The 13,346-nt window shown below is 58.8% G+C and carries 11 protein-coding genes; 5 read left to right on the top strand and 6 right to left on the bottom strand.

The window, feature by feature from the left end; genetic code table 11:
• Window positions 1-82: 82 nt before the first annotated feature.
• From dnaJ to dnaK, 3 genes are all read right to left on the bottom strand, one after another.
• A complete protein-coding gene (dnaJ, locus tag ACST81_RS01105; protein WP_438750966.1) occupies window positions 83-1,210 on the bottom strand; it encodes a molecular chaperone DnaJ in 1,128 nt (375 codons plus the stop codon).
• Between the two features lie 158 nt (window positions 1,211-1,368).
• On the bottom strand, window positions 1,369-2,472 hold the full coding sequence (locus tag ACST81_RS01110) for an acyltransferase family protein (protein ID WP_438750967.1): 1,104 nt from the start codon (window positions 2,470-2,472) through the stop codon (window positions 1,369-1,371).
• Between the two features lie 158 nt (window positions 2,473-2,630).
• Window positions 2,631-4,553, bottom strand: coding sequence for a molecular chaperone DnaK (gene dnaK / locus ACST81_RS01115; RefSeq protein WP_438750968.1), 1,923 nt, complete (start codon window positions 4,551-4,553; stop codon window positions 2,631-2,633).
• 1,057 nt (window positions 4,554-5,610) lie between these two features.
• Here dnaK and ACST81_RS01120 point away from each other — a divergent pair.
• Together ACST81_RS01120 and ACST81_RS01125 are read left to right on the top strand one after the other, a co-directional pair.
• Window positions 5,611-5,979, top strand: a complete 369-nt coding sequence (locus ACST81_RS01120) for a hypothetical protein (protein WP_438750969.1) — start codon at window positions 5,611-5,613, stop codon at window positions 5,977-5,979.
• Window positions 5,980-6,060: 81 nt separating this feature from the next.
• The gene (locus ACST81_RS01125) at window positions 6,061-6,429 is read left to right on the top strand and encodes a hypothetical protein (RefSeq protein ID WP_438750970.1); all 369 of its coding nucleotides are present in this window, start codon (window positions 6,061-6,063) and stop codon (window positions 6,427-6,429) included.
• A 23-nt stretch (window positions 6,430-6,452) separates the two neighbouring features.
• On the opposite strand, the gene ACST81_RS01130 is transcribed toward ACST81_RS01125, so the two are convergent.
• The gene (locus tag ACST81_RS01130; protein ID WP_438750971.1) at window positions 6,453-8,690 is read right to left on the bottom strand and encodes a transglycosylase domain-containing protein; all 2,238 of its coding nucleotides are present in this window, start codon (window positions 8,688-8,690) and stop codon (window positions 6,453-6,455) included.
• Window positions 8,691-9,137: 447 nt separating this feature from the next.
• Between ACST81_RS01130 and ACST81_RS01135 the strand changes: the two genes are divergently transcribed.
• Window positions 9,138-10,823, top strand: coding sequence for a flagellin (locus tag ACST81_RS01135; RefSeq protein WP_438750972.1), 1,686 nt, complete (start codon window positions 9,138-9,140; stop codon window positions 10,821-10,823).
• Window positions 10,824-10,873: 50 nt separating this feature from the next.
• On the opposite strand, the gene ACST81_RS01140 is transcribed toward ACST81_RS01135, so the two are convergent.
• A complete protein-coding gene (locus tag ACST81_RS01140) occupies window positions 10,874-11,026 on the bottom strand; it encodes an entericidin (RefSeq protein WP_438750973.1) in 153 nt (50 codons plus the stop codon).
• Window positions 11,027-11,423: 397 nt separating this feature from the next.
• On the opposite strand from ACST81_RS01140, the gene ACST81_RS01145 reads away from it, so the two are divergent.
• Together ACST81_RS01145 and ACST81_RS01150 are read left to right on the top strand one after the other, a co-directional pair.
• Entirely contained in the window at window positions 11,424-11,633 is a 210-nt protein-coding gene (locus ACST81_RS01145) for a cold-shock protein (RefSeq protein WP_037103743.1), read from the top strand.
• A gap of 211 nt (window positions 11,634-11,844) precedes the next feature.
• A complete protein-coding gene (locus ACST81_RS01150) occupies window positions 11,845-12,330 on the top strand; it encodes a hypothetical protein (RefSeq protein WP_438750974.1) in 486 nt (161 codons plus the stop codon).
• Window positions 12,331-12,336: 6 nt separating this feature from the next.
• On the opposite strand, the gene ACST81_RS01155 is transcribed toward ACST81_RS01150, so the two are convergent.
• A complete protein-coding gene (locus ACST81_RS01155; RefSeq protein WP_438750975.1) occupies window positions 12,337-13,302 on the bottom strand; it encodes a lysylphosphatidylglycerol synthase domain-containing protein in 966 nt (321 codons plus the stop codon).
• Window positions 13,303-13,346 lie beyond the last annotated feature (44 nt).

A 13,346-nucleotide genomic window follows, 5' to 3' on the forward strand; every position in this document is an offset into this window, starting at 1 on the left:
AAAATGAAAGGCCGGAAGCATTGCTGCTTCCGGCCCGGATATATGGCCGATTGTCGGTTCGGCCAGTCGCGCGCTGCGACGATCATTCGATATCGAAGAAATCCTTCATGCGGGAGAAGAAGCCCGCCGATTCCGGATTGTTCTCCTTGGAGGACAGTTCCTCGAACTCCTTGAGGAGTTCGCGCTGGCGCTTGGTCAGCTTCTGCGGCGTCTCGATCTGAATCTGGATATAGAGATCGCCGACCTGGCTGGAGCGTAGCACCGGCATGCCCTTGCCCTTGAGGCGGAACTGCTTGCCGGCCTGGGTGCCTTCCGGCACCGACACGCGCGACTTGGTGCCGTCGAGCGTCGCCACGTCGAACTTGCCGCCGAGCGCCGCCGTGGTCATCGAGATCGGCACGCTGCAATAGAGATCCGCACCATCTCGCTGGTAGAATTCGTGCGGCTTGACCGACAGGAAGATATAGAGATCGCCCGCCGGGCCACCGCGTACGCCGGCCTCGCCCTCACCCGACAGGCGGATGCGGGTGCCGTCCTCGATGCCGGCCGGGATGTTGACGGAGAGCGAGCGCTCCTCGGTGATCCGGCCATGGCCGTGGCACTTGGTGCAGGGATCGGCGATCGTCTGGCCGCGGCCCTGGCAGGTCGGGCACGTCCGTTCGATCGAGAAGAAGCCCTGTGCGGCGCGCACGCGACCAGAGCCCTGACAGGTGGCGCAGGTCGTCGGTTTGGTGCCTGGCTTGGCGCCCGTGCCGGTGCAGACGTCGCAGGTAATCGACGTCGGCACGCGGATTTGCGCGGTCTTGCCGGTATAGGCCTCTTCCAGCGTGATTTCCATGTTGTAGCGCAGATCGCCACCGCGTTCGCGGCCTCCGGAAGACCGCCGCTGGCGGCCGCCGCCCATCATCTCACCGAAGATGTCCTCGAAGATATCGGAGAAACCACCGGCACCACCCATGCCCGCGCCGGCACCGCCCATGCCGCCCTGCTCGAAGGCCGCATGGCCATAACGATCGTAGGCCGCCCGCTTCTGCGGATCCTTCAGCGTCTCATAGGCCTGGTTGATTTCCTTGAAGGTCTTTTCCGATTCCGCATCGCCGGGATTCTTGTCCGGATGATACTTCATTGCCAGTTTGCGGAAAGCGCCTTTCAGCTCCTTGTCATCCGCTGTTTTCGCAACGCCGAGCGTTTCGTAAAGATCACGTTTCATACTTTGAGGTTGTCCCATTGAATAGGCGCGTCAAAACCGGCTGCCCGGTGGTCGCCAAATTTCCTTGCACAGGATTTAGTGAACCTTCACCCGCGATACCATAGGCAATACAGCATCACTGCCGTTTTTTGTTGGAAAAGACCGGTTTCCTGCGGCTTTCAGGTCGCCGCCGCCTCCGCATGCGGCTTGCGCGCATTGCGGTCCCAGCCGAACAGGCGATTGATCCGCTCGCTCACCGGTTTTTCGAAGTAGCGATCAGAGCCCATGGCGACGAGAACGGCGATGATCATCGGCACGATCAGGAACTGATAGAAGCTGATGATACCGAGCGGCTCGATGCCGTGGCGCCAGATGAGGGCGAGCACGATCGTCTCCACCACAGGATGCCAGAGATAGATGCCGAACGAGACCTTGCCGGCCGGCGACAGAACCGACAGGGCCTTGGCGCCATCCGGATTGTTGCGCTCCACCACGGCGGCGGCGAACATGGCGATGCCGAGCAGCCCGACGATGACATAGGCAGGCCACAGCATCATCATGCTCGCCATGGCAAAGGCAAAGAGACCCCAGGCGAGTGCATGAGAACGCCATTTGAGGCGGCTGTCGCGCGCGAGCAGCATGACCACGCCGCCAATGGCGAAGTCGGCAAAGGCGCGATAGGCGCCCCAGGTATCGGCCAACAGCCAGCTCTTGAACGGGATCACCCCGGCCCGTGTCGCGACTTCCAGCAAGATGACGCTGGCCACGGCAAGTGCCGCCAGCCCTTTCACGCCGGCACGGCGGATGACGAAGACGTAGACCGGCAGCAGCAGGTAGCAGAACCATTCGGCCGACAGCGACCAGGACACGTAGTTGAAGCTCAATTCCTTCGTCGTCCCCCAGGCCTGCAAAAGCAGAATATTCTGCAGCAGGATGCTATAATCGTAGCGTTCCGGCACCGTCGATGACACCAGCCCGAGATGCAGCATCACGCCAACGAGGATGAAGAAGGTCAACGTAACAAGGTAAAGCGGATAGAAGCGTGCGAGGCGGCGGACGATGAACGACTTGTAGCTCGGCCAGTCCTTCAGCTTGTCGCCATAGCGCAGCAGGATGAGGAAGCCGGAGATCATGAAGAACATGTCCATCAACGGCAGCAGACGTTCGAGCACATGGCTCAGATCAAACTGGAAGGCATCGCCGGGTCCGAACCGCAGGAAATGATAGGTCATCACCAGAATAGCTGCCATGAGCCGCCAGGATTCGAAAATTCTGAAATGCATGACCGAAATTCCTGCCGCACTTTCACGACGCCGTTCGCATGAATCTTATATCAGCGTCTTCCAAATCATCCGTTAAGGTGAATCCGTAAGCTCAAACAAAAAGAACCCGGGATGCCAGAGAGCAACCCGGGTTCGATATTCAGGTCCCAGAGAAAGACTTATGCGGACTTTTTGCGATCGTCCTCGTCGTTGACTTCCTCGTAGTCGGCATCGACGATGTCGCCATCGCGGGCCGCATCCGCCTGCGCATCGGCATTGGCGGCGTCGGCCTGCTGCGATTCGTACATCGCCTGACCCAGCTTCATCGAGGCTTCGAGAAGCGTCTGGGTCTTGGTCTTGATGTCCTCGGCATCCGGATCGGAGGCTTCGACGGCGGTCTTCAATGCGGCGATCGCATCCGAGATCGCCGTGCGCTCGACTTCTGTCACCTTGTCACCGAATTCGTTCAGCGACTTCTCCGACGAATGGATCAGGCTTTCGGCCTGGTTCTTGGCTTCGACACCTTCGCGGCGCTTCTTGTCGGCTTCAGCGTTTGCTTCAGCGTCCTTGACCATCTTCTCGATATCCGCGTCGGACAGACCGCCCGATGCCTGGATCCGGATCTGATGTTCCTTGCCGGTGCCCTTGTCCTTGGCCGAAACCTGCACGATGCCGTTGGCGTCGATATCGAAAGTCACTTCGATCTGCGGAATGCCACGCGGTGCCGGCGGAATGCCGACCAGGTCGAACTGGCCAAGCAGCTTGTTGTCCTGCGCCATTTCGCGCTCGCCTTGGCTGACGCGGATGGTTACGGCGTTCTGGCTGTCTTCGGCCGTCGAGAAGGTCTGGCTCTTCTTCGTCGGGATCGTCGTGTTGCGTTCGATCAGGCGGGTGAACACACCACCGAGCGTTTCGATGCCGAGCGACAGCGGGGTCACGTCGAGCAACAGGACATCCTTGACGTCACCCTGTAGAACGCCGGCCTGGATGGCGGCGCCGAGAGCAACGACTTCATCCGGGTTGACGCCCTTGTGCGGCTCCTTGCCGAACAGCTGCTTGACGACTTCCTGCACCTTCGGCATGCGGCTCATGCCGCCGACGAGAACGACCTCATCGATCTCGGCCGCAGTGACGCCGGCATCCTTGAGGGCCGCTTTGCAAGGGGCAACGGTGCGCTGGACGAGATCGTCGACCAGGCTTTCGAACTTGGCGCGCGACAGCTTCATCGTCAGGTGCTTCGGACCGGACGCGTCAGCCGTGATGAACGGCAGGTTGATTTCGGTCTGCTGCGAGGACGACAGTTCGATCTTGGCCTTTTCGGCAGCTTCCTTGAGGCGCTGCAGGGCGAGCTTGTCGTTCTTCAAGTCGATGCCCTGGTCCTTCTTGAACTCGGCCGCGAGATATTCGACCAGACGCATGTCGAAGTCTTCACCACCCAGGAAAGTGTCGCCGTTGGTCGACTTCACTTCGAAGACGCCGTCGCCGATTTCAAGGACCGAGATATCGAAGGTACCGCCACCCAGGTCGTAAACGGCGATGGTCCTGCCGTCCTTCTTGTCGAGGCCGTAAGCCAGAGCAGCCGCGGTCGGCTCGTTGATGATGCGCAGGACTTCGAGACCGGCAATGCGGCCGGCATCCTTGGTTGCCTGGCGCTGGGCGTCGTTGAAATAGGCGGGAACAGTGATAACGGCCTGCGTGACCTTTTCGCCGAGATAGGATTCAGCGGTTTCCTTCATCTTCTGAAGGATCATGGCGGAGACCTGCGACGGCGAATATTTTTCGCTGTGCGCTTCGACCCATGCGTCGCCATTGTCGCCCTTGACGATCTTGTAGGGAACGAGGCCCTTGTCCTTTTCCACGAGCTTGTCGTCGTAGCGGCGGCCGATCAGGCGCTTGACGGCGAACAACGTGTTTTCCGGGTTGGTGACGGCCTGACGCTTGGCCGGCTGACCGATCAGACGCTCGCCGTCGTCGTTGAACGCAACGATCGAAGGGGTCGTGCGCGCACCTTCCGCATTTTCGATGACCTTCGCGTCCTTGCCGTCCATGACGGCGACGCAGGAATTGGTCGTTCCCAAGTCGATACCGATTACTTTAGCCATGTCATTCTCTCCTTGAAGCGGACTGTCAGAACCCGGTCAGGCATTCATGTGACAGCCCCTAACGGGATGGGTCTGTGAAATATTCGCAGCGATAGCCACGGTGATGGGGCGTATATAAGGACCAGTGTTTCGGACTGCAAGACATCTCGGAAAGGCAAAGCGTGCGAAATCAGCGTGTTTCGTAAAGGAAATTCGTGTCCCGTCTTCGTCGCCCGCATCCAACGCTACCATCCTGTATGATTCGACCGAATGTCTTTGTACATCCCCTTTATCCCCGCCGCTGCCAGCCCACGCGTAATTGCCCCGCTGAAATGAAAGCGGGTAGCGGCGGCAATGAATTCGACAGACCGAACTGAAGCAAGCATCCTACGATCCAGCTACAGGTTTGCGGCGATTGCCCTGGAGCTGCGCACCCTGACATTATTCCTTCATTTGAAGGCCGGCTTCCGCCCGGAACAGCCACGCGTGCCGGCAGGCAACCCTGACGGTGGCCGGTGGGTCGGAGACGGTTCAGAAACCCGCCCGATCCGCGTCAGCCGCCGCAGACCGCGCGGAGGAGGACAGGTCCGCATCCTTTGACGATGGCAGGCCATCACGCCCGCACAAGAGGCGCGGCTGGCGGTGAGTATGGGCCGCATGCAGGAGGCGATACGCGCCGTTCAAAGACGCGAGCCGAACTGGAAACCAACACCACAAGCCTATGAGACAGTCGAAGGGCTGATACGCGCCAACGAGTCGGTAGCCCAGGAGGCGATGCTTCGCGCGCTCCAATTGCGACTACCGCGCACCGGGATCGGACCATATGCAAGAGAGTGGATTGCCGCGCCGACGACCAACAGGCGTCTGACCAGGACCGAACAGGCGCAAATCGATCGCATCGGCCGTACCTACGGATGCCATTGGTGTGGTATAAGGACATCGGGGACACCGACAGGGCACTTTGTCGGGGATCATCAAGTACCAAAATCACTCGGCAGACCAAGCAGAATTTATCCCCATTGCTGGTGGCGCAGCAAATCGCAAGGTGGATTGATATCTAAAGGGAGGCATTAAATCAGTGTCTGTTGAAACGCTTACGATCACACCTGAATATCTCAGCATATATGTTGCGGGGCACCGAAAAGTAACAATTCCATTACACATGGACGAACAGGGGATATTTTCATCTCCAGACTGCATCAATATTCCAGCGCTGTATTGGAATGATGGAGATACGCATGTTACATTCGGGCCAGCTTCTGATATTGTCGAAGCAGGTCAGCCCGATTTCGACGGGATTTTGAATACCGTCAATAAAGAGATTATCCTCTTCGATGCACTTGAGCCTCAATTTGCGATCGCACAAGTACCTTCAGAAAGAACACGTATTCGAATCTGGATAAACCATCCCACCAGCCCCGATCGGGTGACTATCGCGTGGGGTTAGGTGTAGGCAGCAAGGCGAAAAACGTGGTTTGCTGAACTGCAATCCCAAGGCGAACTTTTGTCTAAAAACGGATTTGACGCCATGATCGTACAGCGAATGTCTATAGCTCCAGAATATGTAAGCTTCTATGCAGCCGGCCGCCGGAATGTGCGTATTCCGACTCATATGGATCGACGAGGCCTGCTCTCTTCAGAGGATTGCATTCTCATACCGGCTTATTACTGGAGCGACGGCGACACGCACGTTACAATTGGACCGGCCTCCGAGATCTCGGAGACAAGAAATCCGGATTTCGACGGCATTCTGAACACCTCGAACAACGAGATTATTCTATTCGATGCGAATAATCCTCAATTTGCGATTGCCCATGTGCCATCTGCAAAAACCCGTATCCGCGTTTGGATAGATCACCCGATCGAGCCGCAGAACGTGATTATCGCCTGGGACTAGGTAATAGCGGCGCTGCAATCGCTTCAACCGCCCGTCAGAATGTCGAACAGGGTCGTGCGTCGGGTGGCGCCGGTGGTTTCGCCGACATCGGCTGGTGGCAGGAGGCCGGAATTGGCTGTGTCGGCCGGCTGCTGCATGCCTTGGTCCGCCGCTACCTGGCCATCGGAGACCGGCGCCTGCGGGAACTCATCCAGCGAGCCGCCTGAAATGACGTTTTCGATGCTCTCGGGAGATGCCTGACCGCCATCGAAGGTTGGCTGGATTCCCCCCAGGCCGAAGATAGGCGCAGGTGACAGGCCCTCATGGGCGGCGGTCATGTAATCGTGCCAGGCCTTGGCCGGCAGGCCGCCACCCGTCACCTTCTTCATCGACTTGCCGTCGTCGTTTCCGAACCAGATCCCGGTTGTCAGATTGTTGGTGAAGCCGACGAACAGTGCGTCGCGGAAGGACTGCGTGGTGCCGGACTTGCCGGCCGCCTGCCAGCCCTTCAGCCGGGCAGCCTTGCCGGTGCCGTGATCGATGACGCCGACCATCATCCGGTTCATTTCGCTGACGACAGCGGGATCGAGGACGCGCGGCGGGCTGTCATAGGTGTTTTCGTAAAGCACCGTGCCATCGGCCGTCGAAATGCGCTTGATCACATGCGGCGTTGCCTTGAAGCCGCCGTTCATGAACGGCGCATAGGCCGATGTCAGCTCGACGAGGCTGACCTCGGAGGTTCCAAGCGCGATCGAGGCGTTGGACTGCATCTGCGATTCGATGCCGAGCCGGTGGGCGAGCTTGATGACGTTCTGCGGCCCGACCTCCATCACCAGCTGGGCGGCGATGGTGTTGAGCGAATTGGCGAGCGCGGTCGCCAGCGAGACCTCGCCGCGATATTTCTGGTCGTAGTTTTCCGGCGTCCAGTTGCCGATGCGCACCGGCCCGTCATTGCGGATCGACATCGGCGTGCGGCCGATTTCCATGGCCGCGGCATAAACGAACGGTTTGAAAGCGGAGCCCGGCTGGCGCTTGGCCTTGACGGCGCGGTCGAACTGGCTGTCGGCATAGTCACGACCACCGACCAGCGCACGGATGGCGCCCGTGCCATCGATCGAGACCAGCGCCGCCTGGCTCACATTCAGCTTCTGTCCTGATTCGTCCAGGCTTGCGGCCAGCGTCTCTTCGGCCTTCTTTTCGAGATCGAGGTCGAGCGTCGTGTCGACGATCAGATCCTGGCTGATCTCGCCGACCATGCCCGGCAGTTGGTCCATGACCATGTCGGCGACATAATACTGCGCGCCGGACCAGAAGCTCTTGGCCTTGGTCGGCGGCTGCGACATGGCCGTCTTGATCTCGGAATCGGTGATGAAACCTTCCTCGCGCATGGCGCCGAGGACAACTTGCGCCCGCTCTTCCGCCGCCTTCGGATCGCGCGCCGGCGACAGGCGCGAGGGCGCCTTGAGCAGACCGGCCAGAAGCGCCGCCTCACCGAGGTTTACGTCACGCGCGGATTTGTTGAAATAGCGACGCGACGCCGCTTCGACGCCATAGGCGTTCGAGCCGAAGAACACGCGGTTCAGATACATGGCAAGGATCTGGTCCTTGGTATATTTCTGCTCCAGCCAGACCGACAGAAGCACTTCCTGCACCTTGCGCTCCAGCGTGCGCTCCGGCGACAGGAACAGGTTCTTGGCCAATTGCTGGGTCAGCGTCGAGCCGCCCTGCACCATACGGCCGCTGGTGATGTTGGTCAGCATGGCGCGCGCCAGGCCGAACGGATCGACGCCGAAATGCGAATAGAAGCGACGATCCTCGATGGCGATGACCGCCTGCGGGATATAGGGCGACATGTTTTCGAGCGACAGCGCCTCGCCGCCGGTGGCGCCGCGATTGGCGATGATCTCGCCATTGACGGACAGGATCTTGACGTTCGGCGGCCGGTCCGGGATTGCCCAGCTGGTGGCGCTCGGCATGCGGGCACCGTAGTAGAGCACCAATCCGCCGATGCCGATGGCGCCCCAGATGCCTAGAACCACGCACCAGTAGACCAGCGAGCGAATCAGTCCGGTGATGCCGCCGCCGCCACGCGAGCCGCGGCGGTTGCTCCTGGATTTGGCTTTTCGCGCCGGCCGCTTCGATTTACTCGAACCACCCGGCTTCTTGCCCCCGCCGCCAACACGATCGCGGGCATCCGCGCGCAATTCCCCATCATCACGCCCCTCACGTCCGCCTTCGAAGGACGGCTCGATCCTTTGCGATGATGTGCGATTTCCTGCCATGTCGGGACGGGGTGGCTCCGGATGAGCGTTTCAGGAGCGCAGGCCAGAGCCGCGCCGATTTCAATCGGTGCGATGAAGTGTAAATGCGGCGATTTAAGGGGGAGTTAAATTCAGGCGGGAGAAAACACTGGCCGTTCATGGGCTTGCACGTCGATCACGCTCCTGTGGGTCGCGCGGTCGTATGGACAAAATTCTGCGCCATGCGGAAAGGCATTCGATTTCGAAGCGGTCTCAACCTCAACGAAAATCCTGCGGCACCATTGCCGGCAAAATCAGTGTTCCGGCCACAATTTAAAAATGAGTAATGCATAATTGAAGAATCGTCTAATCAATTGCAAAGGTTGAGAAAATTGCTGAAATTAACGGAATGTTAACCAATAAGGCAGTCTATTCTCTGCAACTCACCCGCCCATGATGGGCAATCAATCCATTTTTCAGTGTGCCATTTTGACCAGCATCCATACGAATGCGGGCGCTATTGCTGCGCTCCAGACTCTGCGCTCGATCGACAGCGACGTAACCGCCACTCAAGGGCGGATCTCCTCCGGGCTGCGCGTACAGACAGCGGCCGACAATGCGGCTTATTGGTCCATCTCGACAACGATGCGCTCTGACAACCGGGCGCTTTCCACGGTCCACGATGCCCTGGGACTCGGTGCCGCCACAGTCGACACAGCCTATTCCGGAATGGAAGCGGTGGCCGATGTGCTGTCGGAAATCAAGGCCAAGATCATCGCCGCTCGGGAGCCCGGGATCGACAAGGCGAAAATCCAGAAGGAACTCGACCAACTCAAGGACGGGATCGTCAGCATCGCGACATCGGCGAGCTTCGGTGGCGTCAACTGGTTAAGCACCGATATCGCCGACGATCTCGCCAATGTCTCAACATTCAGGGCCGAACTCGTTTCATCCTTCGTACGATCTTCTTCAGGCAATGTTTCCGTCAACACCATTGATATCGATCTTGCAGGCATCAGTTTGCTGAATGCCGGCGGCGGTGGCGCGTTGCAGACCGATATTCGCAGCCTGGGCACGATCGGCGGATTCCGCGGGACAGCATTGGCGCCCGCCGGCTACGGTGGCTACGAGCAATATGGCTTTACCGGTCCGGTGACGTTCAACAGTTCCGACTACATCACCTTTGATGTCATTCTCGATGCCGGCGCGCATTCATCAGGCACGACCTACAGCGTGACCATCGATAAATCCGTTATCGACGCCGCGCTCGGCACGACGACCGGCATTATCCCCGGCCCCGAGGAAATGGCCGACGTCCTCCGTCAGGCCTTTACGTTCTCAGGCGTTCCCGCAAGCGCGGGCTTCAATCCCAACCCTTCCTGGACCGTCTTTTCGATTCACACCCAAGAGGCAACAGGACACCCAGGATCGAGCGTGGATATCGGCACGATCGCGACGAGCTTTGCCGCCGGTTTTGCACTGGGGCTCGAAAACACACCCTGGCAGATCAACAGCAATGACTATGCCCAGGGCTCGTTCTCCTTCACAGGCCCCTTTCGCGTCCACAACGACGTCACGTTCAGTTTCGATATCCAGGTTGATGGCGACATTCCGCTGACGATCACGGTCGACCGCAGCCTTGTCGATTCGGCTCTCGGCACGACCGACGGCGTCGTCGGATCCGCGGCCGCCATGGCGACCGTGCTCGACGCCGCACTGCAGAACCATGGCTTGAACGCCAGTTCGTCCGGCTCTAGCGTCTATTTCGACGTCGATCAGACCCTGTATCCAGACGCCGGTTCCCGGTCCTATTTCCGATTGTCGAACATTCAGGACAATATCGGCACGCTTCCAGATTTCGACCTGCTTGATATCGATATCACCAATCCGACAAACGATCTCGATCGGTATCTCTACGGAATTGAAGGGATGATGGAAAAGGTCGTCACACGCGCGGCGGACCTGGGCGCCATCAAGAGCCGCATCGACATGCAGACGGAGTTCGCATCATCGATGATCGGTACGATCAACAAAGGCATCGGCCGCCTCGTTGATGCCGATTTGAACGAGGAATCGACCCGTCTGAAGGCATTGCAGACGCAGGAACAACTCAGCGTCCAGGCGCTGCAGATCGCCAATTCGAATTCCGAAAATATCATGGCGCTCTTCCGCTGAGACCGGAGCGATATAGCGCCTGCTCCCCGTCAACCGAAGCGCGCCACACCTCAATTGGCGTTCGCGCGGGCAATCCGGTGCGTTGCGTCATCCAGGGCATGGCTGGTCTGGGCGCCGTCCTTCTGCATTCCACGGACGGTATTGCCGCAGCCGGACAGGGTGAGCACGGAGAGGCAGGCCAAGGCGATCATGATTTTCAACATCGTCATTCCTCCAACACATGCCGGTTGACCGGCAGAATCGGAAATGATGCAGGAGCGGAACAAATCAACGCGACGGGTGCACAATCAGCCTGCATTGGCCGACATTTTCAGGACATTAGGTTCGCGTCGAGTGCCGCGGCACAAAAACAAATCCGAAAATTTCCGTCACGTCTGACGCAAAATCCAATGAAAACAACGGCGATGACGAAATAAAAATAATAAAACTTGACTGCACCGCCCCGGTAACCTATCTGAGCTTTGGTCGATATTTGTTAGATGACTTTGGTTTTTGCGACTTTGTGCGCAATTGGACGAACTTTCCTTCAGATTCGAACATCAAGCCTCGCTGTAATACCACGGCTTGGTTCACTATAATTTGCTAGAGAAAGGGATCGTTATGGCCACTGGCACAGTAAAATGGTTTAACTCGACAAAGGGCTTCGGCTTCATTCAGCCGGACGACGGCAGCCAGGACGTTTTCGTCCACATTTCGGCTGTAGAGCGCGCTGGCATGCGCGGCCTCAACGACGGTCAGAAGATCAGCTTCGAGCTGGTCAAGGACCGCAAGTCGGGCAAGATGTCTGCTGACAACCTGCAGGCTGCCTAATACCAAATCTGGCGCGATTATCCGCGCCGGGGAAATGCGCTTCCGCGGTTGACCACGGATGTACTGGCAAGTGCGTCGAAGCGCATTGTGAAAGGTCGGGATTTCCCGGCCTTTTTGTTTTTTACGGGATAATTTCCCCGAAGCCATCTCTCGATCTTCAAATCGCCCCATCGGCGTTGAACGGTGCGCTCTCAACATGGGAGCGACACGCATGAAGACGATTTTGATTTCCACCGCATTTCTGGCAGCAGTTTGCGCAGCCGCCCTTCCAGTTCATGCGCAAGACATTCCCTATATCGACGATCGCTCCGATGGTGCGGCACTGGTCAAGTCGCTCTACAATGCCATCAACCGCAAGGAATTCTCCCGCGCCTACAGTTATTTCAGCAAGCCGTTCGACGATTACCAGTCCTTCGTGCAGGGCTACGCCAAGACCGCCGGCGTCGATGTGCTGACCGGCAAGGTAACGACCGAAGGGGCTGCCGGCAGCATCTATGCGCCGGTGCCGGTGGCGATCAAATCCATTGAAGAAGGCGGCAAGGAGCACTTTTTCGCCGGCTGTTATATCACCCGCATCGTCAATGCCGCGATCCAGGAGCCGCCTTTTTCACCGCTCCACATCGAAAGCGCCGAGCTCGAAGAAGTCGACGGACCACTGGAGAAAGCCCTGCCGAAGGTCTGCCACTCGCCTTCGTGATGGCGATTACCGCAGATTCTTGACACCTGCCTGCTCGGCTTTACGCCCGGCAAGGAACTGCCCACGCTCGAAGATGACGACGACAATCAGCGCCATGGCGAAGGGGATGACGAGATAGAACAGCCGGAAGATCACCAGCCCGGCCAGCACCCCGGCCGGGTCCATCTCCGGCAGGCCGGCGATGAACATCAGCTCCAGAACACCGAGCCCGCCCGGCGCATGCGACAGGAGGGCGGCCGAAAACGAGGCGAGGAAGACGCCGAGGACTACCAGGTAACCCGGGTTTCCGGCCTCAGGCAGCGCGAAATAGATGATGGCCGCCGCCGCGATCAGTTCGACCGGCGCGATCAGCAATTGCCGCAAGGCCAGCGACGGTTTGGGATATTCCAGCTTGAACCACCGGGTCTTCAGCGGCCTGAAGCCGACGAGGCTACCGACGACATAAAGAGCGATCAGGCCGAGAATGATCAGCCCGGTCGAAATCGACGCGCCGACCGGCAGGAACTTGGCGAAACGGGCGGTAATATCCGGCTCGACCAGAAGAACGATAGCCGACAGCATCAGCGTGCCGAGGACGAATGTGAAGGAACAGAAGGCGACGAGAACGCCCGTCTCGGCGGCCGTCAACCCTTTTGATCCATAGGCCCGATAACGAACCACAGCACCCGAAAACACCGAGGCGCCAACCGTATGCGACAGGGCATAGGCGGTAAAGGAACAGATGGTGATGAACCAAAGGGAAATCCGGTGCCCGAGATGCTCCAGTGCCAGATGGTCATAGGCTGCAAGCGCGGCATAGGCGCCCAACGTCGCGCATCCGGCCAGCAGCCAAGCCTTCAGTGACACCGCCTCGACGCTCGACAGGAAATCATCGGCCGAGAGCCCGTGCAGTTCGTGATACAGGCCGTAGAGCGAAAACACGATGGCGGCCAACCCGATGACCGGCCAGGCAAATTTGCGGACCGTTTTCATGAGGCGCGGCTTCTGGGAAAATTTAGGCAAAATGTCATCTTGGC

The organism is Pararhizobium sp. O133 (assembly GCF_051669845.1).
Lineage (GTDB): Bacteria > Pseudomonadota > Alphaproteobacteria > Rhizobiales > Rhizobiaceae > Pararhizobium.

What these genes read in the sequence shown, in the direction of transcription:
- dnaJ (WP_438750966.1), bottom strand. Translation starts at nt 1,210, where the DNA reads ATGAAACGTGATCTTTACGAAACGCTCGGCGTTGCGAAAACAGCGGAT.
- ACST81_RS01150 (WP_438750974.1), top strand. Translation starts at nt 11,845, where the DNA reads ATGAAGACGATTTTGATTTCCACCGCATTTCTGGCAGCAGTTTGCGCA.
- ACST81_RS01125 (WP_438750970.1), top strand. Translation starts at nt 6,061, where the DNA reads ATGATCGTACAGCGAATGTCTATAGCTCCAGAATATGTAAGCTTCTAT.
- ACST81_RS01110 (WP_438750967.1), bottom strand. Translation starts at nt 2,472, where the DNA reads ATGCATTTCAGAATTTTCGAATCCTGGCGGCTCATGGCAGCTATTCTG.
- ACST81_RS01130 (WP_438750971.1), bottom strand. Translation starts at nt 8,690, where the DNA reads ATGGCAGGAAATCGCACATCATCGCAAAGGATCGAGCCGTCCTTCGAA.
- ACST81_RS01140 (WP_438750973.1), bottom strand. Translation starts at nt 11,026, where the DNA reads ATGTTGAAAATCATGATCGCCTTGGCCTGCCTCTCCGTGCTCACCCTG.
- ACST81_RS01145 (WP_037103743.1), top strand. Translation starts at nt 11,424, where the DNA reads ATGGCCACTGGCACAGTAAAATGGTTTAACTCGACAAAGGGCTTCGGC.
- dnaK (WP_438750968.1), bottom strand. Translation starts at nt 4,553, where the DNA reads ATGGCTAAAGTAATCGGTATCGACTTGGGAACGACCAATTCCTGCGTC.
- ACST81_RS01155 (WP_438750975.1), bottom strand. Translation starts at nt 13,302, where the DNA reads ATGAAAACGGTCCGCAAATTTGCCTGGCCGGTCATCGGGTTGGCCGCC.